This window comes from Arthrobacter sp. C2, assembly GCA_024207135.1.
Classification (GTDB): domain Bacteria; phylum Actinomycetota; class Actinomycetes; order Actinomycetales; family Micrococcaceae; genus Paeniglutamicibacter.
On sequence record CP042428.1, the window covers coordinates 1028615 to 1050787 of the forward strand.

Here is a 22173-nt window from a genome sequence, read left to right on the forward strand (position 1 = left end):
AAGTTGGCGGAGCGTCCCCAGGATGGACCCCACCCGGACCTTTCACCGGCGCTTCAAGGAAACCATGGGGCTGGCGCCGGGCCGATGGGTCACTCTCATCCGGCTCCAGGAAGCCAGGGCCCTGTTGGAAACCACGGCGCTCACCATCGAGCGCATTGCGCACCTTTCGGGGTTCGGCGGCGGCGAACACTTGCGCCAGCATTTCACCGCACACTTCAACCTCCCGCCCAGCACCTACCGGGCGACCATGGGGCACGTGGCACCGAGGCTGCAGCCCGGCCGGAGGTCGACCCACGGAACCTGACGATGCGCCGGGACCACGCAGGGCGGGCCGGGGACGTCGCGAAAACGCGACATCCCCGGCCCGCCCTGCAAGGGAACCGTTGTTGCTAGCCGACGGACACGCGCAGCTGGTTGCGCCACGGATCCTCGAAGCGCAGCTCGGCGCCGGTGTGGTGGCTGGAGATCCCTGCAACCTTGAGACGGTCGGCCAGCGCGCCGACCTCGTCGGCGTTGGGCACGGTAATGACGACCTCGCCCAGGCCCAGGGTGTCCTTGCGCGGGCCCGCGCCGCGGGAGTTCCACACGTTCATGGCCATGTGGTGGTGGTAGCCTCCGGCAGAGACGAAGAGTGCCTGGCCGTGGAAGTTGGTGGTCTTGGCGAAGCCCAGGATGTCGACGTAGAACTGCTCGGCGGTGGCGACATCGCCGACCTGCAGGTGGACGTGGCCGATGCCGGCGTTGGCCTGCACCAGTCCGCTCACGGCCGCCTCGTTGACGTGCTTGTTGAGGTAGTTGTTGGGATCGAGGTGGAGGGTGTCCATGGCCACGGTGTCACCGTTCCAGGTCCAGGTCTCGCGCGGGCGGTCCCAGTAGAGCTCGATGCCGTTGCCCTCGGGGTCGTTGAAGTAGAAGGCCTCCGAGACCAGGTGGTCGGAGCTGCCGGTGAACAGCGAGCCGTCGAACTGTGCTGCGGAGAGCACGGTGGCGGCCAGGTCCGACTGGGTGTCGAAGAGCAGCGCGGTGTGGAACAGCCCTGCCTCGCCGCGGTTTGGGAGGTCCAGGCCCTTGCCGTCGGAAAGGTGGACCAGCTCGAGTCCGCGGCGGCCCAGCCCAGTTCCGGCCGGCCCCTCGGAGAGCACCTCAAGGCCCAGGGCCTTCTGGTAGTAGTTGCTCATCTTCTTCATGTCGCCGACCTTGAGCATGACGGTGCCCATGGCCAGTTCGGCGGACAGCTGGTCTTGTGTGGTGATGCCCATGGTGGTGACTCCTTGGAATGAGGCGGTGGATTGTTCTTGCTTCAAGTATTACACATTTTACTTGAAGCTACAACTAAAGAGTGCCCACTGACACCACCAGGCCGCTCCTGGCAACTCCCCGGCATCCGGCGAGACGTTGCCCAAATCCCACATCCGACGCACCCCACCCCCGGCGCCAGGACCCGCAACCGGCCTGCCAGGAGTAATGATCCGGCTCGCGCCCTAGACCGAATATGTACGCATGCGTCAAAACCGCTCAGTCGACATCAGGTCACCCTGACCGCGACGGACACCCCTCAGTCGATCGACACCCCTGCCCCCATGACCCATCAAGCTTCGCTCGACCCCCAAAGCGCCAACAAGCGCGAGCCGCTGGACCAATGCGGCCAGCTGGAGATATAGACTTCAAGCGAAGCGCTGGATTTATCATTGAGGCCGACTTTAACGAAGGTCGATAATTGCCCAGAAACGATACATACAATTTCAGAAAAGCACCCACTTGCCATTACAAGAAAAATGAGCCATCCATACGATGGCAACAAAATCTTCATAAGAGTAGACCTAGGAATCAATAGATAGACTACGACCCCCTGCCATATATTGGCGACAGGCTTCAGGTAACAGTCAGCAGGAACTCACCAAAACAGCGCGCAAAACTCACCCAAGCCAGGCCGCGACATTAAAGAAAAAGCAAATTCTCTACTGAGCTGAATTGTGCGCGAAGCTAAAGTATCCTTCTATAACTTTATGACGGAAGATCTAAATGATAAAATCATTAAAATTAAAAATGTTCAAAGGTTTCAAGTCCTTCTCGGCAACATTCAATGGGAGCGCGCTGCTCCTAGGGCCGAACAATGCCGGGAAAACCACGCTTATTTCAGCAATAAGGCTTTGCAATGAGGCCGCCAGGTTCACCACCCGAAATGGACCTTCCGAATATTTCTCAACGGGCGAAAAGACCGTAAACGGGTACTATCTGGGCAAGATACGAACAGATTCATTCAATCTAGAAAATATTAGACATGAGTTCATTGAGGGTTCCGAATCACGATTGGAACTACGATACCATTCCGGGGCTACAATAAAGATAGTTTGGCCAGTGGACGACCCGCCGTTCTTCTGGCTTGAGCACAAAGGCAGCCATGTCCAAACGGCTGCCGCAGCGAAAAAACTCGTGCCAGTCATCGGTATAGTACCGACGCTTACGCCCCTGGAGCGAAACGAAAAAACGCTAAGTAAAACACACTTAAAAAGTCATATCGAAACACGGTTGTCAAGTCGACATTTCAGAAATCATTTAACTTTATCCAAAACATCGAATAGTGTAGAGTATGACGAATTAATAGATTTTCTGCTGAAAAATACACCAGAAATTACCGGATTGGTACTTACATCCCGAACAACCGATGGCGACACCTGGCTTGACGCATACTATATGGACGGAACTAGTCGAACAGAAAAGGAAATATTCTGGGCTGGGGATGGAATTCAAATATGGCTTCAATTGCTATTCCATCTTTGGCGGGCCAAGGACTGCTCCACAATTCTTTTAGATGAACCAGATGTTTTTCTTCATCCCGATCTACAACGTCGATTAGTACGCGTAGTCGAAGCAACTAATCAGCAGATTGTCATGTCGTCACACGCAGCGGAAGTAGCATCCGAAGCCGTGCCATCATCCCTTCTCTGGGTCGAGCGAAGTGCTTCCAACGCTGTTCGAATTTCGCCAGAAAATGGCTTGGGTCTAATCGCAGATGGCCTCGGTAGCTCATTCAATCTGTCCATGGCACGTGCGCTGAAGTCGAAGAACGCCCTCTTTTTAGAGGGCAACGACATGAAGATACTACGTGTTATTGCCGAGCGATTAGACTTCAATGCTTTTTCAATGGAGAAAAACCTTGCCATAATCCCAATTGGCGGGTTCACTCGATGGCCGAGCGTGGAATCGTTTGGCTGGTTGTCGTCTAAATACATGGGCTCCGCGGTGAATATCAGACTGATACTAGATAGGGACTATCGACAAGATGCCGAATGTAGTGATCTTGAAAAAGAGCTACTGGCGGCGAATGTAAAAGCTCATATTTGGAAGAAAAAGGAACTCGAAAGTTATCTAATTTCACTTGATATCATCCACGAGTACACAGGTCTTGAAAAAGCAGTCGTTCGTGCCGAGTTAGACTTTTTGACAGAGTCATTTCGCGAAGACGTATTCGGGCAATACACAACGCACGCTTCGCCCGCACTAGATTCACGTCTAGACGAGTCTACAAAAATCTCAACGTTACTGAGATCATTCACGTCAAAATGGGAAGATAGCTTGGAGCAGCGAATGTCGATGGTTCCTCCTAAAGACCTAATCACCATGTGGAACAGGAGAACTCAAGAAACAAAGTTTCCAGTGCTGACTGCTCGCAACCTGGCCTCTGTTATAACTTTCGATAACCTTGATTGGGAAATGATTCAGCTTCTAAAAGATATCGAGTCGGAACTTACATCATAGGTTTTCGGATATTTTTGAGAAAACTCCAACTGGAACTTATGATTTCTCCGTCGTGCGATGCGCGGCTTCGGTCCGGACGCCTGGCGCTGGATGCTTGCCAGCCCCGGGATCTTTGCCGTGATCACCCTACTCTTCCGCCTGGGCACCCCGGAGTCCCCGCGGTGGCTGCTCTCCCGCGGCCGGGTCGACGAGGCCCGCACCGTGATCAAAAAGGTCTACGGCAACGACTACGACGTGGATTCCCTCGGCGAGGACGAAGCCAGCGGCAAGCGCGCGGCAACCTTCATCGACATCTTCAACAAGAAGTTCTGGCGCCGCACGCTTTTCGTCTCCATCTTCTGGACTGCCCAGGTGATCCCGCTCTTCGCGGTCTACGCCTTCGCCCCGGAACTGCTCGCCTCCTTCGGCCTGGGCAGGGACGCGAACCTCTACGGCGGTTCCCTGCTGATCTCCCTGCTGTTTGTCGTCGGCGGCATCCCGGGCCTGTGGCTGGTCGAACGCATCGGACGGCGCAAGCTGCTGTTGTGGACCCTCGGCATCATCGTGGTGGCGCTGGCGGCCCCGGCCTTCGTCCCCGGGGTTGGCCCGAAAACGCTGTTCACCGCCCTGGCGTCGGGTGCCTTCACCTTCCTGGAGGTCGTGTACCCCAACGAGCTGTTCCCTACCGACATCCGGGCCACCGTGGTCGGCTTCGGCACCGCGATCAGCCGCGTGGGCTCCGCTGCAAGCACCTATCTCATGCCGGTGGCCATCATCAGCTTCGGCGCCTTGGGCGCCCTGCTGATCGGCGCCGGGATTTCCCTGATCGGACTCGTGGCCACATTCATCCTGGCCCCGGAGACCGCCAACCGCTCGCTGGCAGACATCTCCAGCGGCAGCAACAAGAAGAAGAAAACCAAGACCAACGGAACGACCGAAGAAACGAGAGCAGAAGGAACCCTCGTATAAGCAAGCACCAGCCTATAGGCCCCGTCGAAGCCACAAAGGTCCCCCGGTTCGCCGGATTGGGCACCTTCGCCAGACTCCCGCAGATCGAGGAGCAAGCCCATGGCCAAGGACAAGAGGATCATCGCCGTCGGCGGGGACCACACCATTGCCCTGCCGATGCTGCGGGCCGTCAACAAGGTCCACGGTCCGGTGGCCCTGCTGCACTTCGACGCCCATCTGGACACCTGGGACACCTACTTCGACGAGCCGATCACCCACGGGACCATGTTCCGCAGGGCATTCGAGGAGGGCCTGCTGATCGAGGACAAGTCGATGCACGTGGGCATCCGCGGCCCGGTCTATGACCAGGACGACTTCCTGCGGGACCACGAATTCGGCTTCCAGATTATCCGCCGCACCGACATCGACGACATTGGAGTGCCGGCGGCCATCGCCAAGGTGCGCGAGCGCCTGGGCAACACCCCTGTCTACCTCTCGGTCGACATCGATGTCTTGGACCCGGCCTTCGCTCCGGGCACCGGACCCCCCGAAATGGGCGGCCTGCACTCCCGCGAGCTGCTGCGCCTGCTACGCGGGCTCAACGGCATCAATATCGTCGGCGCCGACGTGGTGGAGGTCGCCCCGGCCTACGACCACACGGACATCACCTCGCTGGCCGCGGCGACCGTGGTCTTCGACATGATGGGCCTGATGGTCAACTCCGGCAGTCTGCGGCCCAACGAGAACGACTACCGTCTAGAGGTCCCGGCAGTCTAGAAAACGAACCAGACCCCCATGCGGTCCGGCCACGGCCTATTCGTTGGCCGGGCCAGACCACTTATGCGCCGAAGGCAACTTGGCGAGGAAGCCGGAGCGGCTCGGGACCCGAAGATGGCCCGGGAAGCCGAGGACCATCAGCATAGCGTCCCGAACGGCCGCTCAACGCCCTGTCACCAGAGGCCCTTTTCCACTTCCTCAAACGTTGCGCGCGATGCCGCCACTGGTCGATGTCAGTGGCCGTCAGCCGGTGGTTTCAATTCAAGGGCCATGCGCAGATTGACGATCAGCACACCCAAACTGACCGCCGTTGATTGCGCCACCGAGTAGATGGTTGCCCCTATGTGAAACCAGCCGGAATCGACTGCCTCAACTTAAACATGTTAAGAGATCATCGACAGTCTCGCCTGGCCTACGCCGGCTTGCCCAGCCCAGTGCTATGGCATCCTGCCCGATTCCATGACCGACAATGTTCCACGACACCGCGACATCGGGGTCGGCACGGTGCCGCCTGGATTCGCGATTGCGTACGCGCGCCTTCGTGGAACATTCCACGGGGACATCCGCGGTCGGACGGGGTTCCCCTGAGGCCGCCGGCAACAACCCCCTCCACATTGATCTTCACAATCGTGGGGGCATGGTTAGGATGAGTCATGGACAAGGACTTCGAGCCCTCGGAAAGCGCGGATCCACTCGACGGCTCAACACTTTCCGATGTGGTTGATTCCGACTATGACAAGGCCGGCCGCCTTGGCCGTCGGGTCTTTTTGACGCTCGTGGCGCTGTTTGTCCTGGCAGCCCTCAGCAATGTCTTCGGCATGGAAACCACCTCCACGAGCGTTGCCCCGGGCCACGAACTCACTGTCACCGCGCCCCGAACCAGCAGGGCCGGGATGGATGCGAAGATAACCTTCACATTGCGCACCGCGGAGAAGATCTCCGGCCCGGTCACCGTCAAAATCGACCAGGACTATCTTGATACCTTTTCTACGTACAGCATTTCCCCGGCTCCGGATGGGGAAAGCAGCGACGGAAGCATGCTCGTGCTCGACTACGATGCACCGCAGGAAAACGCCTTCCGCTTGGACATTGACGGAACCGTCAGCGAGGACAGCGTCCTGCTGGCAAGCGGGAATGCCCATGTCTACATCGACGGAAAACTGGTGGCATCCACGAAATTGAAGCTCTGGAAGGCGTACTAATGGAAATCGTGCTTCGGGCTGCAGTGACTTTCATCGTGCTTTGGCTCATTACCCGGTCAGTGGGGCGCTCCACGCTGGGCGAACTCAGCTCGTTCGAACTACTGCTGTTCATCACCATGGGCGATCTCGTGCAGCAGGGCATCACCCAGGAAGACCATTCCGTGGCCGGGGGCATCATGGCCGTTGGCACCATGGCATTGCTGACCGTCCTGTTGGGTTGGGCAAACGCGCGTTGGCCCAAATTGAGCCGACTGGTCCACGGGGCACCGGTGGTCATCTTGCACGACGGTCGCCCGGACACCAAGGCGTTGCGTGCCGAACGGATGGGCTTGAACGACCTCATGTCCGCCGCGCGCGGCCAGGGATTTCGGAACTTCTCCGACATCGACTTGGCAGTGCTCGAACCCAACGGCAGGATTTCGTTCTTTGCCAAGGACCACGCGGCCTCGGATGGATCCCCGGAAGAGCCCGAACCCGGCTGAGCATATCGCCGTCCAAGCCCCGCGTGGGTTTTTTCGCACCCGACGCCGGCGCAACCGCCGGAGGCGCGTGAAACCGGCGGCCCCCTCCTCTCCCGGGCGAGCGGGACCGCCGGCGACTCTACCGCTGCGCCGCAGACCCTCCCGCTTCCTCCGGCGGCTCGGAGGAGAATTGGCCATCCGTGGAGATGTCTTGGTTCAGCCCCGGCTTGATTTCTTCCTCGGAAGACGGCACTTCGTCCGTGGCCCGGTTGGCGGATTTTTCGGTCGCCTTGTTGCCTTTGGGCCCCGACCTGCCTTTCCCCGGTCGGCCGCGCTCTTCAAATCCGTCTTCTTTCATGGTGGTTCCCCTTTCCGTGGTGTGGTTTCCGTAGCGCGCTGCATGCCTGATGGCGGTGGAGCGCTAGCTGCCTTTGTCGGCCAGCTTCCCGGCCCAACGTTTGGTGACGGCCTGGATGATCGAGGCGCTCGCACCGGAGACTGCGGCGAAGGCCAGGACCTTGCCGATGGTGGCCCGTTGCTGAACGTCCGGATTGGCAAGGGTCGGAGGATTTTCTCCGGTGGCCCCCTTCCAGATGCTGCCCACAAGCTTGGCTCCGAGCAGTCCGGCCACGATCGAGGCCGCCACTCCAAGTATCTTCACTGGTAATTTCACGGTTGTTCTCCTTCGGTGTGTTCCTTGGTCAAAATCCATGCGGCACGGTGATGGAACTTCCGCGGGCCGGTCGCCCGCACGCTCCTAGTCATCCTCGGCGGCCGCATTGTGTTCGTCCTTATCCAGCCTGATCTTCCGGCGCTCATATTCCCGCTGGCTGAAGGTGGCCTTTCGAACCGCTTCCTCGTCGTCCAGGCTCGAGCCGACGGCCCCGGCGACCGTGCCCAGGGACGCCGACATCCATGAAAGGTTCACGTACTCCCCGAACCCCACCGGGTGCCCGAGTTCGGCCGCAAGGAAACGGGCATCGATGATGACCAGGGAGCCGGCAAGGATGATCACGAAAAGCGCCAGATACATCAACAGGATCGCGGTGAAGATCGTCATCAGCGTGGCCACGTTGTACACCACCCGCTTCTGCGCATGGCTGGCCCCGAGCGGCGATTCCCACAACCCGTTGTGCAGCACCAGCCAAGAACCCATGATCAGGATCGAAAGCAGGCTGATGGTTGCCAGGCGTTGCGGCGAAAGGAAGTCGGCCATTGACCAGATGCTCGTGTAGAAGACCCCGAAAGCGCCGGTGGCCAGGGCCGCGGCCATGGCAGAGGACAACCGGGGCACCAAATGCCAAGGCCGATTGCTTCTGACCATGCCCACGAGCAGCAGCAGTCGGCCCCTGGCACCCTTGGCGGTTTCGAAGGCATCGTCATCGACCTCCGGGGCCTCGATGCGGCGTTCAACCAACAGCGGATCGCTCTTGAGATCGACCCGTCCGTCCTCGCGGAGGTATGGGTCGCCAACCCCGTGCAGTGATGCCAGGACCTGTACCACTGCCCGGACCAGGCGCTTGCGGCGCACGAAGCCCAGCGTCGGCAGCACGATCACCGCCGCCCCGTACCCTGCATTGAAGCTGGAGGCGAGGGGTTCGCCGTCCTCAAACTTCGGCAGGTCGGTGAGGTACACCAGGTAGTCCCACTGGTTCGCCTCGCGCAGCTGCTGCGAGTGGGCGTTCAACTCCACTTCGCCCTGCTTGGCCAGCGGCAGCGAGAATTCCTTGACGTCCACTTCCCAATCCGTTTCCGGGTCCAGCGCGCTTTCCAGCAGCCCGGGCAGGGAGTCGCGCAGTCCCAAGGCCAAGGATATCGGAAGCCCCGGATCGGCGATCAACCCGATCACGGTTCTCCGCTCGGCTTCGCCGGGCATGCTGCTGGCTTGCCTCGGCCGACGCCGCTCCGGCACCTCCGGCACGCTGCCTCCTGCCTTCCCGTCGTCCGTCCTGCGCGGTGTCGATGACAAGTCGTGCCTCCCGGGATCCTGTTGCCGTACGGGTTCCACCCATGGATTATTCGTGGAACCCACGCTACTGTTCCGGCTCCGTGCCGCCAAGGCTTCTGCATGCCCGCGCAGCCCGGCACCACCCCGGTGCACCCGGACATGCGTGGCCCGGTTGCCGGCCGCGGGCCGGGGCAAACCGGGCGCGATCTCGCGCGCCGGGAGGCGGTTCCCAAGGGCCCCGAATGCCATGGCCGCCTTCGTCGCTGAACGGGTCCGGAGCCGCAAGGCGGGCCGGTGTGCAATTTCCTTGTTGGGCCCCGTGCCCGCGTATAGTCTGGCCACATTGTGTCCGCCATGACCCGAACGCTAGGCTGCAAGGGATATCGAAATGAGCGACAGAATCACCGATGTCTGGGGCTCCCGGACGCCCTATGCCCCGGGCTCCCCGTGGCCGGTGCGAGTGGACTCGCTGCTGGCGGAAAGCGTTGCCGATCAGGACGTCCAAGCCTGGGTGCAGTCGGCCTGCCTGCTGTGTTCCAACGGGTGCGGATTGGACATCGCGGTCCGGGACGGGAAAATGGTCGGCGTGCGCGGCCGCTCCAACGACGCGGTGAACCACGGGCGGCTTGGCCCCAAGGGGCTGCTTGCCGGTTGGCAAGGGGTGGCGAATCCAGATCGGCTGACCCGGCCGCTGGTGTGCGAGGGCGGGGAACTGGTGGAAACCGACTGGGAAACCGCCATGTCGCGGATCGTTGATGCCAGCCGATCCTTGCTGCGGGACAAGGGGCCCCTGAGACACGCGTTCTACACCAGTGGCCAGTTGTTCCTGGAGGAATACTATGCGTTGGGCATCATCGGCAAGGCCGGCATCGGCACCCCGCACATGCACGGCAACACCCGGTTGTGCACCGCCGCCGCGGCCGCGGCGCTGAAGGAAAGCCTTGGCGCGGACGGGGTGAATGCCCAATATGCTTTCACTCTTGACCGGGTGGCCGCGTCCGGGCACAGCGTGGTCCGAGAGCCGCTGGCATCGCCCGCGTCACCTGGTCCTGATCGATGCAAACCAGAAGCGTCGGGAATGGCGGTGTCCCCACGACCCTTCGAAGGTGTGGATGCGGCTGGCTGCACTCCCCCATGGGGGTGCGCCCCGACCACGTCTGTGGCCCCGGTCAAAGGACCGGGGCCACAGACGTGCGTTGACCGGAATTCGGCAAATCAGCTGGCGGTCCTGTTCCTTCCGGTGATGGCCCCGTAGACGCCGGCAACGATGAGCCCGCCCAGAATGGCCAGCAGCCAGGAACCGAGGCTCCAGAAACTCATTTCACCGTCATTGAAGAGCGCGTCCCCGATCCAGCCGCCCAAGATGGCCCCGACGACGCCGAGGACCAGACTGGTGATCCAGCCGCCGCCCACCCGTCCGGGGAGAACCATCTTGACGATGGCGCCAACGATCAATCCAAGAATGATCCATCCGATGAAACCCATGATTTCTCCTCTTTCCATTCATTGGGCGCAGCGGCAGGAACGCCGCGGCGCAGCTACCTTGTTTTCCTTGCCGCGGTCTTTTCGGTTTCCGCGCCGGCGGTCTCAAGCACACCGCTGGGGTCTTCCAGGTGGGCACGCATGAACCATTGGAAGAGTTCGAGCTGCGCGCACTGGGTGATGAGCATGTCCTGGGTGACCGGATCAAGCTCTCCGGTTTTCTCGATGGCGTCCCGGTGGCTGGAAATCACGCCGTTGTAGACAAGGTCCAACGCCGCCAGGTGCTCGGCGGTCTGGGCCCGTCCGAGGGAATAGTCGTCCCAGTCCCTTTCCTTGACCAGTGCCCCGGGAAGTCCGTTCGGCGCCGTGCCCAACGTGGCAATGCGTTCGGCAACCTCATCGATCATCGCCCTGACCAGCAGGATCTGCGGATCGAGCATCTTGTGCACGCCGATGAAGTCGCGACCGACAACGTTCCAGTGCGCATGCTTCAAGGTGAGCTGCAGGTCGTTGAGCGAGTGCAGCCTCCCTTGAAGGATCGTGGCGATCTTCCGGCCGTCCTCAAGTGAAAGCCCCGGAACCGTGAAGCCGGTCCGTGCAGTGTTCTTCGCTGCCATGTTAAAACCCCTTTGTTGGTTTAGATCGGGCCGCCACGGCCCCGGCTTCGTTCCACCACGTTAGCGGCTGAGGTGTGTGGCGTCCATGGATTTGTCATGCACTCCGGTTCCGCCGCTTCGCTCCGGCTGGTGCAGCCGGGTGGAACACGACGCGGTTCGCCGGTGCTGCCGGGGCAGCAGTTCCCCGAACCCTCCGGGTGGGGCTCCGGGCCGGAAGCCATGGCGGCCGGCAGCCCTGTTTTGGGTTCGCTGCACGGCCCGTGTCGGGGCAGGTTCATGCCCTGTCGGTGGCCTGGTCGAAACCGGACTCCCGTGCGCAGTGGGCGCAGCAGTACATGCCCGTGCCGTTTTCCACCCCGTGGCCCAGTATCAGGCAGCCGCAGTGTGAACAGTGTGGCGCCATCATGTTGATGGCGCATTCGAAACTGTCAAAGGTCCGGGTGTCCTCTCCGCGGATCACCGTAAACGTCTTGTCATAGTCGTTGCCGCACATGTCGCAGATCGCCATCGAACTTTCCTTCCATTGGTTGGTACATGTCGTGGGTTGCCGTTGGCCCGCCCGGTTGCAGGATTCGTTGGCGTCAGCGCTGCCGACGCCCGATGCCGCGAACGGTCCCGGGGACCGCCGCGCGCCGGCCGGTGAAGACGCCCCTGCCCGCGGCCGTGCCCAGCAGCAATCCCGCCCCGAAGACCAGCAGCCCGGCGGCCACCGGATTTCCCAGGGAACCCCGGCCGGCCGGCTGCGGTGCGCTCCGGGCCGCCGCCCTGTCGGTCCGCTCCACGGGCGGGCGGCGGACGCTGTAAATGGTTCCCCTGATTCTTTGAGGCGGCCTGGGCAGGCTTTCCGACGGATCGACCATCAACGGCCGGTGCCCGTTGGCACTGTTCGCGCCCGCGAAGCCACCTTCGAATCCGTGGCTGTTGTTGTGCGTTTCGACGTTCATCTTGGTTCCTTTGTCAAGACCTCGAAGAGGGAGGTGTGCCGGGCAAGGGCCTCCGCGAGCCCCGACCCGCCGTTGCGTTCATGGTTCCCGGCGCTCTTGCCGGAGCGGGTTCACGGGTTGCCCCGGCACTGTGCGTGCCGCGTCCGTGGTTGCGGAGGCGTCCGCGGCCACGTGGCCTGCCAGCCTCCCAAGCAGCACGCCTGCGCCCACCGCGATACCCAGGAAGGCGACGGGGCGACGCCGGGCGAATTGCTGTCCCGCGGACAGCAGGTCGCGCGGTTCGCGTTCGTCAAGCCAATCGGCCAGGCTCTCGCTGGCCCACGCGGCCTGCTCGACCAGCGCCGACGCGGTTCCTCCGGGCGGCTGGTCCTTGACCATCCAGGCAAGATCATCGCCGATCCGCCGCAGGTTCGCTGCGGCCCTCCGCTGCCCGACAGCAGCGTTTTCATGCATTCCGCGGCCGAGTTCGTCAAGCACGCCGGAGGCATGCGTCCCGGCCTCCCGTGTCGGGTGCGTTGCGGTGCCGAGACCCCGGCCGTGCGGCACCCGAGGTGCTTCGATCCGCCGGGATCCGGTCTCGGGCGCCGTGGGTGCCGTGGGTGCCGGCGGCACGGCGACGGTTGAGCCGTCCTGCTGCATGTCGGCGGCGGGCCGTTCGGATTCGCGGCCTTTGGGCACCTCGGGAGGATAGGCCGCACTGAAGTCGTTCTCGCTCAAGGTTTTCCTCCGATCGGTTGGCGTCGGCGATGGTCGCCGACGGCCTGTAAACCCCGGGGGTCCGTGGATCGCCTTGGACACCCGCCGGGCGATTGTGCCCTGCCGCTTCATACCTCGATCCAGCTTGGTGATTCCCGGTTTCCCGCGTCGTTCCGGCCAGCGTGGGCACACCCCTCGCCGAGACGATGGGTGCTCCGGCTTGCGTGGTTCCGCGTTGCGGACCTTTCAGGTTCCCCGGAAAGTCCCTCCAATAAGAGCAAAGCAAGAGTGCCGCCCGGGCACAAGGTTTTTGACATCGCCGGCCGGCAAGTCCGGCGTGCGGACCGGGTGCCTTCTTCAGGCTGCAGGTCGGCAACGCTCTCCGCGGTGGCGGAGCACAAGCCGTCCCCGCCACCCCGGGCAGGGTCCTCGGTCCTTCAGCCGCCGTCCCCGGACGTGTCGCCCGGCTGCCGGGTGCCCGCATCGGCGGAGCCGGATCCGTTCTCGCGCCGGGCGGCACCGGGCGTTCCCCTGGCCCGCGCCGGCTTCTTCCTGGCCAGCACCACGAGGGTGAACTCCGCGACGATCCATGCACCTGCGACAACCAGCGCCGCGGTCCCGTGCCCCGTCAAGAGCGCGAGGGCCGCGGCGGCGCCCAGCGAAAGGGCCAGCAACACGAGGTGCCCCGCGATGGCCGAGGCGCCGGTGTATCCGGCGCCCCTGCGGGCCAGGCCCGCAGAGACGCTGGCCTCGACCTTGGCCAGCTTGATTTCCTGGCTGAGCAGCGTAGCCAGGGTGCCGCCCAGTGCCGTGAAAATCGCCGTCCGCGCAGCGGGTTCCAGCGGCTGTTCGCCGGAGGGCGCAACCGTGCCCCGGAGATCGGCCCGTGGTTGTTCCTTCTCCATGGGTCATGGCCCGTCGGGGACCGGGGCATGGTTCCCGGCCGGCGTGCAGCGCCGCAAGCGCGTGGGTGAAGGCCCCCGGGCACGCCGTGCCGGGGCAGTGAAAACTTCTTCGATCATGGTGTTCCTCCCGGTGGACCTGGTGGTTCCAGCGGATCAACGGCCGGCGGCGGGCCCGGAGCCTTGGGTGCCGGCGTGCGCCGGAGTCGGGGTCATTCCTCGTGGCCCTGGTCCATGCTCATGGACCCCTCGCCCGGGGGTGTTTCCCCGGGAGGGACCCCGCCACCGGGCTCCAGGCCCGTGATCACCTGTTCGAGGGGGTCGGGGTTGGACGTTGCGTCCGCCTCCGCCTCTGCGGCAGGAGGTTCGTCGCCGCTTTCACTTACGGCCCCGGGTTTCCGCGGGTTGTCGCTCCATTCGGGATCGTCGGGTTCCAGGTCCAGCGGATCGCCTTCGTCCCGCTGGACCGGCGGCTGCTGTTCGTTCTCCATCGCATGCTCCTTTGGCGTTTGGCGTTCCGGGGCGCTCAGGGCGTCGACTTGCCGCCGTTGACATTCAGGGTCTCCCCCACCACGTAGCTGGACTCGGCCGATGCCAAAAAGACGTAGGCCGGGGCCAGCTCCACGGGTTGGCCGGCACGGCCCAGCGGCACGTTGTGCCCGAATTCGGGCAGGGCGTCCTTGGGCTGCCCGTCCGAGACCTGCAGCGGGGTCCAGATCGGGCCCGGGGCCACGGCGTTCACGCGGATCCCGCGCGGTGCCAATTGCACCGCCAGCCCCTTGGTGAAGGCGTTGATCGCCGCCTTGGTCGAGGCGTAGTCCAGTAGCGTGGGCGAGGGATCGTAGGCCTGGACCGAGGTGGTGTTGATGATGCTGGCGCCCTCGGGCAGGTGCCGCAGCGCCGCGCGGGTGATGCTGAACATGGCCAGGATGTTGACCTGGAAGGTCTGCATCAGCTGTTCGTCGTCAAGGTCCTCGAGCCTGGCCACGGCGATCTGCTTCCCGGCGTTGTTCACCAAGATGTCCAGCCCGCCGAGCATCCGTGCAGCGTTGTCCGCCAGCGAATTGCGGTATTCCGGATCCAGCAGGTCGCCGACCAGCCCGATGCCGACGCGGCCCTGGTCCTCGATCACCGAGATGACCCGGCGGGCGTCCTGCTCCTCCGCGGGCAGGTAGGCGATGGCCACGTCCGCACCTTCCTTGGCGAAGGCGATGGCCACCGCGGCGCCGATGCCCGAGTCCCCTCCGGTGACCAGGGCCTTGCGGCCCTTGAGCCGCCCGGTGCCGACGTAGGAGTCCTCCCCGTGGTCGGCCGCCGGTTCCAGCTTTGCATCCAGGCCCGGTTCGGGCTGGTCCTGTTTCGGCGGCGAGATCTTCGGGTGGCGGTTCACCGGGTTGTCCAGTGAAAGCTGCACCTCGGGGTCAAAGGCGCCGGGGTCGCGCTCATCCATGGGAATCCTCCAGGTGGTCGGTGTGGGCGATGTTGCTTCCACGCCCCACGCTAGGACAAGTGGGGCGCCCCGATCAATGAATTTGCAACCCGGCCCGGATCCCCGGGCCGCGTTTCCTAGCCTGCGCCGGGCAGGCGCACCTGCAGCATGCCGTCGGCAACCCTGGTTTCGAACGCGGCCGCCGGCGCGGTCGCCGGACCGTGGACGACCGCCCCGGTGGACAGGGAGAACTCGCTGCCGTGCCAGGGGCACCTCACGCAGGCCTCGGCTCCCCTCCCGTGCACCGTGCCCTCCTGCAGCGGGCCAGACAGGTGCGGACACTCGCCGGAAATCACCGAGGCGCCCTGGCCCTGCCGCCACACCAGCAGCGGCACACGCCCGAGCATCCGGCCCTCCAGCCGCCCTTCGGGGATCTGTTCGAGCAGGGCCAGGTGGTTCCAGCCGGCCGGGACCAGGTGCGGGAGCGCCTCGACGTGGTTGGCCCCGGAGGCAAGTCTGAAGGACAGGTGCCCGCCGAGGAAGCCGGCCGCGCCCATGAACGCCAGACCGGCCAGCGCCCAGGCTCGTCCGGTGCCGGTGTTGCGGATCCGGGCCGCGAGCGAGAGCGCGAAGCACGAGGTGGCCAGCGTGTTGCCCCCGGCATGGATGAGCCCCACGCGCAGCTGCTGCGGGTGTCCGGCCGACCAATCAGCCAGGCCGGTGGCCACGGCCGGCGGCACGGCGACCAGTCCCGCGGCCAGCAGCGTTTTCGCCGCGCGTTCGGCCCCGGGCACCGCGTCCAGCAGCACGGCCGCGGCGAAGGCCCCGGTGGGCAGCTGGACGAGGAAGGGGTGGGCGGGGTGCCCCAGCGGGACCCCGTGCAGCACATCCGCCGCGCCGCGTGCGGCCAGCACCCGGTGCACCGCGCGCTGCAGCACCCCGGTGGCCGGATCGAGGGATTCGAGCCGTTCGAGCCGGTCAACGGCCTTCAGCGGCTTGAGGATTTTCATGGTCCTGCTCCTTCGGTGTCGGGGGCCTGCGCTTTTTTGAGCATGGTGAATCCGCTGCGGGGCCCGGCGGGCATGGTGTTCAGCGCAATGGCCAGGGCGCCGATCGCCTCGATCATGATCGAGGTGGTGGCGTCCTCCCCCGACTCCCCCGGGGCCCGCCGGCCACCGGTCCATTCACCTCCGGCGGCCGGCGGGTGCCTGCGGGCGTTCAGTCGTTCCCGCGTTCGAATGCGTCCTCGGTGTCCTCGGCGTCCGGGCGCTGCCGGTCGCCGGTTTCACCGGATTCGGTTCGCTCGGCCTCGCGTCCCGCGTCAAAGCCGCCGGTGCCGGTGTCCCCGGCGAGGGGGCTTTGGTCAGACGCTCCCAGACGCTCGGACCCGTCATCCGGGTCGTTGCGGAAGCCCGACTGGCCCTCCGAATCGAAGGCGCTGGTTTGCTCCTTGTCGGCGCCCTGGCCGCCGGCAAAGGCGCCGGTGCCCGCTTCGCCGCCGGCTCCGGCCTGGAGCCCCGAATCGAAGGCAGTGGCCTGCGAACCACCCGAGGCCTGGCTACCGCCGTAGCCGCCGGTGCTCACATCGCCGCCGGATTCGCCACTGCCCGCGACAAACTGCCCGGATTCCGGATCCTCGGTGACCTCCGGGCCGCCTGCGGCGCCCGAGCGGTCTTCCATCCGGTTCTCCGTCTGCTCCTCGGACCCGTCTTCGAACTGTCCGGAGGTGTCTTCGTCGGCCATGGTTCTTCTCCTTTTCAAGCTTCGACCCCTGTCCAAGCGGGATGACACGACCCAACTTAACGACGCCGCTGCCCGGCGGCAAGCTTTTTGCACCGCCCCCAGGGGCCGTTGGAGTCGGGCTACGGACGGCACCCCCGGAAGGGTCCGGGCCGCCGCCGGATTCACGGCAAGAAGTGCGGCATGGCTACCGGTGGCACGTTTCCCATAGGAACGGAAAAGCACCACACGGCGGGCCAGAAGGCGGGCAATGGCCGGGCTGAAGGTGCTCAACTCGCTGGCCGACTTCGTCGACCTGGTTACCCGGACCCCGCACGTGTACGTGAGGTATTCCGAGGGTTGGGAAGCCTAAGCCAGGCACGGAAACACGGACACAGAAAGCGGCCTCGGGCTGCCAAGGGCGGGCCACCGCCGGGCATCGAGAAAACGCGGTGCGTCGTCTGCGATCCTCCATGGAACGCGCCCGCGCGTGTCGAATTCCTTGTCTTTGGTTTGGGGCTTTGTGCATAATCAATTTATCGATGGGCCGGCGACGCGTTCGCCGGCCACGCGTGGTTTCTCCAGACCCCGGGAAACACGTCATCCGTTGGCAACTTTTCGGAATTTCGAGGATCGGGCTCATGACAACCCCACATGAAAGACCGGCGCCGCGCGGCGCCGAAAGAACCACCGCAGCGATCATTGCCCCGCGGCAACAGGGCTCCCCGGCGATTTGCGGCACGTGCCATAGCGACCAGTACCTGGTCTACGAGGAAGTCAAGCCGGTGCCGCGACACGGCCCGGGCCCGGCGCAGTGGGATGTTGAATGCTGGTGCGGCAAGTGCGAGGAGTACCAAGGCTTTCGCACCTCCACGCCACCGGCGCTCCCGTATTCAACATTGCTGCGCGGCTACGGCACAGGCATCTGGCTCTTGGGCGCCTAGCACCCGGACCCGCTGCCTGCGGTAATCGACTTCGCCTCCTGCAGGTGCTCGGCGGCCACGGCGTGCAGTTTCCTGTCGCCGTGTGACGCGGCACGGACGAGTGCTGCCAATGCCTCCTCCAGCGAACAGTGCTGCGCCCGGGCGACAGCGCCCACGGCCAGGTCGACGTCGGAGCGGGAGGCCAGGGCACAGTGGAGCTCGCCGGGAGTCGCAGGGTTCCCGGCGGGATGCCGCAAGGCCAGCAGCAGCGCGTTCCGGATCCGTGACACGTGGTGTGTGGCACCCAGGACGACCCCGTGGCCAAAGACCTCGGCAACGGGTGAATAGAACACGCACACGGCCAGGTCCCCTCCATCCAGCAGCATGGGCACGGCAAGTGCTGCCTGGATGCCTTCGGCACGCAGCCTGCGTGCGCCCTCGGGCCAGCCGGATTCGCGGGCGGCGTCCTGGACCACCAGCAGCGCGGCGCCGTGCGGGTCCTGCGTCCATGGCGTGGGCAGGCTGCCGGAAAACAAGCTGCCAAGTTCGGTGGCGCGCGCGCTGCTGCCGGCGTGCAGCGGTTCGAGGTCTCTGCGCACCAACGTGATCGAGCATTCCAGCTCCCGCTCCCCGATCGAGCCGAGCACAGCGGAAAGGGCACAGAGACTGGCCAGGAACCCGGGGAGGCCGGGATCCTCCGGCAACTGGGGATCCTTGGCATCCAGGGGTGCTTGGTTCCCCGTGGCCGCCCGATGCATGAGGTCGATTTCGGCCGGATCGCTGCCCATTGGTGTCCTCTTTCCCGGGCCGGTCGCAGTCCACCCAAGACGGTGTCCCTGCCTTGCCACCATGTACCCTAGCCTATTCAATCCCCTGGGCCCGCCGCGCCTCGCGCAGCACCTGGATTGCCCGTTCCTTGAGGCGCACCCCGCCCTCGAAGGCCGAGCGGCCAAGCCGGGAAAAGGCCTCCGACCGACCACACTTGTCCCTGGCCATGATCACCGCAACGGCCGCATCCACCAGGGCGCGGACGCGCAGTTCCGCGTCCAGGTCGGCCCCGGCGAATGCGGGCAGGTGGAACCGCAAGGCCAGGCGCAGGATGCGCGAGATCGATTCGGCAAACGCCTCGACGGCGGCGACGAAGTCCTCGTCCATGTCTGCCGGATCGCGGGCATAGCAATTCAGTGCCGCCTGGGTGCCGCTGCCGGCTTCCACGGGGACGGCAAGGATCGAACGCACGCCGCTGGAGGAGATTTCCTGCGCGTAGCCTTCCCAATCCTGCGCCGCGCCAAGGTCCTGGATATGGACCTTGCGCTGCTGACGCAGCGCCGTCAGGCAGGGGCCGTCGCCAACGGCATACTGGCGTTCGTCCAGGGCCATGGCCGCGGCGGCGCTGCTGGCCACCGTGAGCGGAAAGCCTTCGCGCTCCACCGTGATGGAGCACAGCACCGGTTCTCCCCCGCCCATCCCGGAGGCGGCGATCAGCACCAGTTCCAGCATGAATTCGGTGAATCCCCGGCTGTCGAGCAACAGGTCCTGGAGCTCCTCCTGGTGCCGCGAATCGTTTCCCTGCCTGCCCATCAGCTCTCCTGCTGGCCCGGATCGATATCCGCGGAATAGGGAACCCGCACGTCCAGGCCGAGGTCCATGAACCGTTCGTTGATGGCGTGGGCCACCAGGTCGCGTTCCAGCGTCGGCAGGGAGTGCGCGGCGTAAAGGTAGGCCTCGATCTCGAACTGGCCGGCCGAGCCGCCAATGCCGAAATAGCGCAGCCACAGTTCCCCCACGCTCAGGCCGGCCAGCGGCAGGGCCTGGCGCAATTGCTTGAGTTGCAGGTCGTCGTCGTCAATTTCCATGGCCAATCCCCCTGTCGTCAGGAGCCTTGCCGGCCGGCTGCCTCGACTAGCCCTGCCGCAATCTCCCCCAGGGTTCGGCCCTCGGAGACCGCCTGCTTCATCAGGTGGCGCGTAGCCGCATCGGCGTCGAGCCCGTGGCGTTCCATAAGAATGCCCTTGGCCATGCCGATGACGTCGCGTGAATGCAAGGTTCTGCGCAGATCCTCGCTGAGCTTCTTGGCCTGCTCCGCGGTGGTGGCGTGCTTGAGCAGGACGGCAGCCTGCCGGGCCAGCAGTTCAAGGACCGCGCGGGAGCGTTCGGTGAAGGCCTGGGGCTCGGTCGCGTAGACCTTCACCGCGCCAAAGGATTCCGAGGCGTAGACCAGCGGAACGCTGATGGATGAAGCGACACCCAGCGGCGCCACGGCGGCAGACCAGTCGGACCATCGCTCGTCCTTGGCGATGTCCTGGACGACGATGGTTTCCCCGCTCGCCCAGGCGGAGAGGCACGGGCCCTGCTCGAGTTCGTATTGCAGGGCATCGGCCCGCTCGACGACTTCGTCGGAGGCCGCGGCGCTGGTCTTCCGGGCGTTGGCGTCTATCAGGGTCACCCCGGAACCTGCGGCATAGGGGACAATCGACTTCGCCACCGAGGTGATGAGTTTCAACGTTTCGGCGACTGTGTTCTCGGTCAGCAACAGGCCCGCGGCGCTTGCGGCAACCGCGGCCAGCTCCTGGGCAAGCGGGAGGGACCTCTCGACCTGGACCATGAGCACACCTTTCACTGGAGGACGAAGAACGGGCGTCCTCCTTCAAGCCTACACATTTGTGCCTCCAAAAGCGCAGGGTTCCGTGGGCTTTTCGCGGCCGGCGTGCAGACCTTTCCGGCGGTGCATCCTGCAGGGTTTGCTAAATCCTTGATCGGCCATGGAGGGGATGCTTGACTTTGGATGTACGGGAAGATGGCCCCGTGACGACGCGTCGCCGGGACCAGGCAGTGGCCCGCGTGTCCCTCGATCATTCTTACGGAAATCCGGGCCGGACGGTCCGAATGGGAATTCGTGATTCCCTCGTTGCACCGGACACCCCACATGCCCGGCCTTCCCGTCGGCGCACCACGAGCCGGTTGCCAGGCCACGACACCGAAAGGAACCAAGACCATGAAGTCACCGGCGAACGGCGGATCCCTTGCATGAGCTGGAGCTGATCCGTGCAGCCGCGCAAGACGTTGCCGCGGCCCGTTCGCTGCTGCGCCAACGGCTGGATACCCTGGAGGCCATCAACCGCGATGCCCTGGATCGAGGGATCCCGGCCGTCGACGTCGCCGCGGCCGGCGGCTTCTCCCCCACCGGGATCCGGAACCCCGTGGGCGACGCAAGGCGTTGACGCATCGGGGCCGGGCGGCCGCTCAGGAGCGTTCGGCCGGACCGTTCGCTTCGTACACCTGGAAGGCCAGCCACAGCTGGGCCACCGACTCCGGCGGGGACCCCAAACAATGCCGCTGGCCCCGCAGAAGGACCGCGCGGCCTGGATCCCCCCGGAATTTCCTCAAACCCGCAAACGCAAGCCATCAAGTAGGGAGCAAATCATGGCCACGTACGAGAACACGGGACAAGCTGAAGACAGAAGCGCCGTCGAGAAGGCGGCAATGGTCGTCGGAGCGGTCTTCCTGCTCTTTGGCATCCTGGGATTCATCCCGGGCATCACCAGCAACTATGACCAGCTCGCGGGCGCCGGACACCATTCCGGGGCACTGTTGCTCGGGGTTTTCCAGGTTTCCTACCTCCACAACGCCGTCCACCTGATTTTCGGCGTCGCCGGGCTTTCCATGGCCAGGTCCGCCCGCCTGGCGAAGGCCTACCTGCTCGTGGGAGGCATCATCTACCTGGCCCTGTGGATCTACGGACTGCTCATTGACCATGACAGCGCGGCGAACTTCATCCCGCTCAACAATGCCGACAACTGGCTGCACCTCGTCCTGGGTATCGGGATGGTGGCACTCGGGCTGATGCTCAGCCGCCCAAACCGCGGGAACCGGGACGCTGGACTCCGCTAGATCCCGTCCCGCGAAGGTGGCGGCGGATGTGTTCCGCCGCTGCCTTCCCTCCACCCCCGACACCAAGGCACGGGGACATCGAAAAGACGTCAAGGAGTTGAGGCTCGCATGATCCAAAATAATGTGGCCGAAGGCATCCACATGGTTCGCCACGCCAATGTCAATTGCTACATCGTTCAGCAGGACGAGCGGTTCATGGTTGTCGATGCCGGGCTTCCGGCGGTTTGGGACATGCTCGTCGATGCCCTCCGTGGCCTTGGGCTAGCGCCCCGGAAAGTGCCGAGGCGCTGGTGCTGACGCACGCCCACCTCGACCATTTGGGCACCACCGCCCGCCTGCAACGCCACTACGGGACACCGCTGTGGATCCAACCGCAGGACGCACACATACCCGCCCACCCCTACCGGTATGCGCATGAGAAGGCACGCTGGGTCTATCCCTTCAAATACCCGCGGGCCATCCCGATCCTGGCACAGATGGCGGCGGCCGGCGCCTT

General features: G+C 64.2%; 28 protein-coding genes and 2 pseudogenes. 12 read left to right on the plus strand and 18 right to left on the minus strand.

What is annotated here, in order from left to right; all coding sequences use genetic code 11:
- The first annotated feature begins 22 nt into the window (after positions 1-22).
- Positions 23-304 (plus strand): helix-turn-helix domain-containing protein, encoded by a 282-nt coding sequence (locus FPY90_RS04795; RefSeq protein WP_498684129.1) that lies wholly within the window; start codon positions 23-25, stop codon positions 302-304.
- An 85-nt stretch (positions 305-389) separates the two neighbouring features.
- Here the strand turns inward: FPY90_RS04795 and FPY90_RS04800 are convergent, their stop codons facing one another.
- Complete coding sequence (locus FPY90_RS04800) at positions 390-1259, minus strand: VOC family protein (protein ID WP_498684130.1); 870 nt, start codon at positions 1257-1259, stop codon at positions 390-392.
- A gap of 763 nt (positions 1260-2022) precedes the next feature.
- Between FPY90_RS04800 and FPY90_RS04805 the strand changes: the two genes are divergently transcribed.
- From FPY90_RS04805 to FPY90_RS04825, 5 genes and pseudogenes are all read left to right on the plus strand, one after another.
- Positions 2023-3759 (plus strand): ATP-dependent nuclease, encoded by a 1737-nt coding sequence (locus FPY90_RS04805; RefSeq protein WP_498684132.1) that lies wholly within the window; start codon positions 2023-2025, stop codon positions 3757-3759.
- Between the two features lie 117 nt (positions 3760-3876).
- On the plus strand, positions 3877-4707 hold the full coding sequence (locus tag FPY90_RS04810) for an MFS transporter (protein WP_498684133.1): 831 nt from the start codon (positions 3877-3879) through the stop codon (positions 4705-4707).
- Positions 4704-5463: pseudogene (speB, locus tag FPY90_RS04815) on the plus strand (agmatinase). Before FPY90_RS04810 ends, speB begins: the two are co-directional and overlap by 4 nt.
- A 653-nt stretch (positions 5464-6116) precedes the next feature.
- Positions 6117-6665 carry a hypothetical protein gene (locus FPY90_RS04820; protein WP_071215301.1) on the plus strand — a complete coding sequence of 183 codons (549 nt, stop codon included), beginning with the start codon at positions 6117-6119 and terminating at the stop codon, positions 6663-6665.
- Positions 6665-7147 carry a DUF421 domain-containing protein gene (locus FPY90_RS04825; RefSeq protein WP_498684134.1) on the plus strand — a complete coding sequence of 161 codons (483 nt, stop codon included), beginning with the start codon at positions 6665-6667 and terminating at the stop codon, positions 7145-7147. Before FPY90_RS04820 ends, FPY90_RS04825 begins: the two co-directional genes overlap by 1 nt.
- A 118-nt stretch (positions 7148-7265) precedes the next feature.
- On the opposite strand, the gene FPY90_RS04830 is transcribed toward FPY90_RS04825, so the two are convergent.
- From FPY90_RS04830 to FPY90_RS04840, 3 genes are all read right to left on the minus strand, one after another.
- Positions 7266-7484 (minus strand): hypothetical protein, encoded by a 219-nt coding sequence (locus tag FPY90_RS04830; protein WP_498684136.1) that lies wholly within the window; start codon positions 7482-7484, stop codon positions 7266-7268.
- Between the two features lie 63 nt (positions 7485-7547).
- Positions 7548-7799, minus strand: a complete 252-nt coding sequence (locus FPY90_RS04835; RefSeq protein ID WP_498684137.1) for a DUF4235 domain-containing protein — start codon at positions 7797-7799, stop codon at positions 7548-7550.
- Positions 7800-7883: 84 nt separating this feature from the next.
- Complete coding sequence (locus tag FPY90_RS04840; RefSeq protein WP_498684140.1) at positions 7884-9002, minus strand: hypothetical protein; 1119 nt, start codon at positions 9000-9002, stop codon at positions 7884-7886.
- A gap of 460 nt (positions 9003-9462) precedes the next feature.
- Between FPY90_RS04840 and FPY90_RS04845 the strand changes: the two genes are divergently transcribed.
- Positions 9463-10329, plus strand: a complete 867-nt coding sequence (locus tag FPY90_RS04845; RefSeq protein ID WP_498684142.1) for a molybdopterin-dependent oxidoreductase — start codon at positions 9463-9465, stop codon at positions 10327-10329.
- Here the strand turns inward: FPY90_RS04845 and FPY90_RS04850 are convergent.
- The 10 genes from FPY90_RS04850 to FPY90_RS04895 all read right to left on the minus strand — a co-directional run bounded on the left by FPY90_RS04850 (position 10290) and on the right by FPY90_RS04895 (position 16887).
- A complete protein-coding gene (locus FPY90_RS04850) occupies positions 10290-10559 on the minus strand; it encodes a GlsB/YeaQ/YmgE family stress response membrane protein (protein WP_071215296.1) in 270 nt (89 codons plus the stop codon). The genes FPY90_RS04845 and FPY90_RS04850 overlap by 40 nt on opposite strands.
- A gap of 53 nt (positions 10560-10612) precedes the next feature.
- Positions 10613-11173, minus strand: a complete 561-nt coding sequence (locus tag FPY90_RS04855) for a Dps family protein (protein ID WP_498684144.1) — start codon at positions 11171-11173, stop codon at positions 10613-10615.
- A 274-nt stretch (positions 11174-11447) separates the two neighbouring features.
- On the minus strand, positions 11448-11681 hold the full coding sequence (locus FPY90_RS04860; RefSeq protein WP_498684146.1) for a metallothionein: 234 nt from the start codon (positions 11679-11681) through the stop codon (positions 11448-11450).
- Positions 11682-11754: 73 nt separating this feature from the next.
- A complete protein-coding gene (locus FPY90_RS04865; RefSeq protein ID WP_498684148.1) occupies positions 11755-12117 on the minus strand; it encodes a hypothetical protein in 363 nt (120 codons plus the stop codon).
- A 78-nt stretch (positions 12118-12195) separates the two neighbouring features.
- A complete protein-coding gene (locus FPY90_RS04870) occupies positions 12196-12834 on the minus strand; it encodes a hypothetical protein (protein ID WP_498684149.1) in 639 nt (212 codons plus the stop codon).
- Positions 12835-13250: 416 nt separating this feature from the next.
- Positions 13251-13718: a phage holin family protein gene (locus tag FPY90_RS04875; RefSeq protein WP_498684150.1), complete on the minus strand. Its 468-nt coding sequence runs from the start codon at positions 13716-13718 to the stop codon at positions 13251-13253.
- Between the two features lie 209 nt (positions 13719-13927).
- On the minus strand, positions 13928-14206 hold the full coding sequence (locus FPY90_RS04880) for a DUF6480 family protein (protein WP_498684152.1): 279 nt from the start codon (positions 14204-14206) through the stop codon (positions 13928-13930).
- Between the two features lie 35 nt (positions 14207-14241).
- Positions 14242-15165 carry an SDR family oxidoreductase gene (locus FPY90_RS04885; RefSeq protein ID WP_498684153.1) on the minus strand — a complete coding sequence of 308 codons (924 nt, stop codon included), beginning with the start codon at positions 15163-15165 and terminating at the stop codon, positions 14242-14244.
- A gap of 116 nt (positions 15166-15281) precedes the next feature.
- Positions 15282-16154, minus strand: a complete 873-nt coding sequence (locus tag FPY90_RS04890; RefSeq protein WP_498684156.1) for a Rieske (2Fe-2S) protein — start codon at positions 16152-16154, stop codon at positions 15282-15284.
- A 208-nt stretch (positions 16155-16362) separates the two neighbouring features.
- Complete coding sequence (locus FPY90_RS04895; RefSeq protein ID WP_498684158.1) at positions 16363-16887, minus strand: hypothetical protein; 525 nt, start codon at positions 16885-16887, stop codon at positions 16363-16365.
- A 617-nt stretch (positions 16888-17504) separates the two neighbouring features.
- Here FPY90_RS04895 and FPY90_RS04900 point away from each other — a divergent pair.
- On the plus strand, positions 17505-17807 hold the full coding sequence (locus FPY90_RS04900; protein ID WP_498684160.1) for a hypothetical protein: 303 nt from the start codon (positions 17505-17507) through the stop codon (positions 17805-17807).
- Here FPY90_RS04900 and FPY90_RS04905 read toward each other — a convergent pair.
- The 4 genes from FPY90_RS04905 to FPY90_RS04920 all read right to left on the minus strand — a co-directional run bounded on the left by FPY90_RS04905 (position 17804) and on the right by FPY90_RS04920 (position 20391).
- Complete coding sequence (locus FPY90_RS04905) at positions 17804-18574, minus strand: ANTAR domain-containing protein (protein WP_498684162.1); 771 nt, start codon at positions 18572-18574, stop codon at positions 17804-17806. The two genes, FPY90_RS04900 and FPY90_RS04905, sit on opposite strands and share 4 nt — an antisense overlap.
- 73 nt (positions 18575-18647) lie before the next feature.
- Complete coding sequence (locus tag FPY90_RS04910; protein WP_498684163.1) at positions 18648-19367, minus strand: GAF and ANTAR domain-containing protein; 720 nt, start codon at positions 19365-19367, stop codon at positions 18648-18650.
- On the minus strand, positions 19367-19642 hold the full coding sequence (locus FPY90_RS04915) for a hypothetical protein (RefSeq protein WP_071215281.1): 276 nt from the start codon (positions 19640-19642) through the stop codon (positions 19367-19369). Before FPY90_RS04915 ends, FPY90_RS04910 begins: the two co-directional genes overlap by 1 nt.
- Positions 19643-19659: 17 nt before the next feature.
- Entirely contained in the window at positions 19660-20391 is a 732-nt protein-coding gene (locus FPY90_RS04920) for a GAF domain-containing protein (RefSeq protein ID WP_498684166.1), read from the minus strand.
- 418 nt (positions 20392-20809) lie between these two features.
- Between FPY90_RS04920 and FPY90_RS04925 the strand changes: the two genes are divergently transcribed.
- The 4 genes and pseudogenes from FPY90_RS04925 to FPY90_RS04940 all read left to right on the plus strand — a co-directional run.
- Positions 20810-21007 carry a hypothetical protein gene (locus FPY90_RS04925; RefSeq protein WP_498684167.1) on the plus strand — a complete coding sequence of 66 codons (198 nt, stop codon included), beginning with the start codon at positions 20810-20812 and terminating at the stop codon, positions 21005-21007.
- A 202-nt stretch (positions 21008-21209) separates the two neighbouring features.
- Complete coding sequence (locus FPY90_RS04930; protein ID WP_071215279.1) at positions 21210-21677, plus strand: DUF4383 domain-containing protein; 468 nt, start codon at positions 21210-21212, stop codon at positions 21675-21677.
- Positions 21678-21785: 108 nt separating this feature from the next.
- Positions 21786-21974 carry an MBL fold metallo-hydrolase gene (locus tag FPY90_RS04935; RefSeq protein WP_286135404.1) on the plus strand — a complete coding sequence of 63 codons (189 nt, stop codon included), beginning with the start codon at positions 21786-21788 and terminating at the stop codon, positions 21972-21974.
- Positions 21968-22171 (plus strand): annotated as a pseudogene (locus tag FPY90_RS04940) (MBL fold metallo-hydrolase); the annotation flags it as partial. The gene FPY90_RS04935 and the pseudogene FPY90_RS04940, both read left to right, overlap by 7 nt.
- Positions 22172-22173: the final 2 nt, after the last annotated feature.

What these genes read in the sequence shown, in the direction of transcription:
- FPY90_RS04795 (WP_498684129.1), top strand. Translation starts at nt 23, where the DNA reads ATGGACCCCACCCGGACCTTTCACCGGCGCTTCAAGGAAACCATGGGG.
- FPY90_RS04800 (WP_498684130.1), bottom strand. Translation starts at nt 1,259, where the DNA reads ATGGGCATCACCACACAAGACCAGCTGTCCGCCGAACTGGCCATGGGC.
- FPY90_RS04805 (WP_498684132.1), top strand. Translation starts at nt 2,023, where the DNA reads ATGATAAAATCATTAAAATTAAAAATGTTCAAAGGTTTCAAGTCCTTC.
- FPY90_RS04820 (WP_071215301.1), top strand. Translation starts at nt 6,117, where the DNA reads ATGGACAAGGACTTCGAGCCCTCGGAAAGCGCGGATCCACTCGACGGC.
- FPY90_RS04825 (WP_498684134.1), top strand. Translation starts at nt 6,665, where the DNA reads ATGGAAATCGTGCTTCGGGCTGCAGTGACTTTCATCGTGCTTTGGCTC.
- FPY90_RS04830 (WP_498684136.1), bottom strand. Translation starts at nt 7,484, where the DNA reads ATGAAAGAAGACGGATTTGAAGAGCGCGGCCGACCGGGGAAAGGCAGG.
- FPY90_RS04840 (WP_498684140.1), bottom strand. Translation starts at nt 9,002, where the DNA reads ATGCCCGGCGAAGCCGAGCGGAGAACCGTGATCGGGTTGATCGCCGAT.
- FPY90_RS04845 (WP_498684142.1), top strand. Translation starts at nt 9,463, where the DNA reads ATGAGCGACAGAATCACCGATGTCTGGGGCTCCCGGACGCCCTATGCC.
- FPY90_RS04850 (WP_071215296.1), bottom strand. Translation starts at nt 10,559, where the DNA reads ATGGGTTTCATCGGATGGATCATTCTTGGATTGATCGTTGGCGCCATC.
- FPY90_RS04855 (WP_498684144.1), bottom strand. Translation starts at nt 11,173, where the DNA reads ATGGCAGCGAAGAACACTGCACGGACCGGCTTCACGGTTCCGGGGCTT.
- FPY90_RS04860 (WP_498684146.1), bottom strand. Translation starts at nt 11,681, where the DNA reads ATGGCGATCTGCGACATGTGCGGCAACGACTATGACAAGACGTTTACG.
- FPY90_RS04865 (WP_498684148.1), bottom strand. Translation starts at nt 12,117, where the DNA reads ATGAACGTCGAAACGCACAACAACAGCCACGGATTCGAAGGTGGCTTC.
- FPY90_RS04875 (WP_498684150.1), bottom strand. Translation starts at nt 13,718, where the DNA reads ATGGAGAAGGAACAACCACGGGCCGATCTCCGGGGCACGGTTGCGCCC.
- FPY90_RS04880 (WP_498684152.1), bottom strand. Translation starts at nt 14,206, where the DNA reads ATGGAGAACGAACAGCAGCCGCCGGTCCAGCGGGACGAAGGCGATCCG.
- FPY90_RS04885 (WP_498684153.1), bottom strand. Translation starts at nt 15,165, where the DNA reads ATGGATGAGCGCGACCCCGGCGCCTTTGACCCCGAGGTGCAGCTTTCA.
- FPY90_RS04890 (WP_498684156.1), bottom strand. Translation starts at nt 16,154, where the DNA reads ATGAAAATCCTCAAGCCGCTGAAGGCCGTTGACCGGCTCGAACGGCTC.
- FPY90_RS04895 (WP_498684158.1), bottom strand. Translation starts at nt 16,887, where the DNA reads ATGGCCGACGAAGACACCTCCGGACAGTTCGAAGACGGGTCCGAGGAG.
- FPY90_RS04900 (WP_498684160.1), top strand. Translation starts at nt 17,505, where the DNA reads ATGACAACCCCACATGAAAGACCGGCGCCGCGCGGCGCCGAAAGAACC.
- FPY90_RS04905 (WP_498684162.1), bottom strand. Translation starts at nt 18,574, where the DNA reads ATGGGCAGCGATCCGGCCGAAATCGACCTCATGCATCGGGCGGCCACG.
- FPY90_RS04910 (WP_498684163.1), bottom strand. Translation starts at nt 19,367, where the DNA reads ATGGGCAGGCAGGGAAACGATTCGCGGCACCAGGAGGAGCTCCAGGAC.
- FPY90_RS04915 (WP_071215281.1), bottom strand. Translation starts at nt 19,642, where the DNA reads ATGGAAATTGACGACGACGACCTGCAACTCAAGCAATTGCGCCAGGCC.
- FPY90_RS04920 (WP_498684166.1), bottom strand. Translation starts at nt 20,391, where the DNA reads ATGGTCCAGGTCGAGAGGTCCCTCCCGCTTGCCCAGGAGCTGGCCGCG.
- FPY90_RS04930 (WP_071215279.1), top strand. Translation starts at nt 21,210, where the DNA reads ATGGCCACGTACGAGAACACGGGACAAGCTGAAGACAGAAGCGCCGTC.
- FPY90_RS04935 (WP_286135404.1), top strand. Translation starts at nt 21,786, where the DNA reads ATGATCCAAAATAATGTGGCCGAAGGCATCCACATGGTTCGCCACGCC.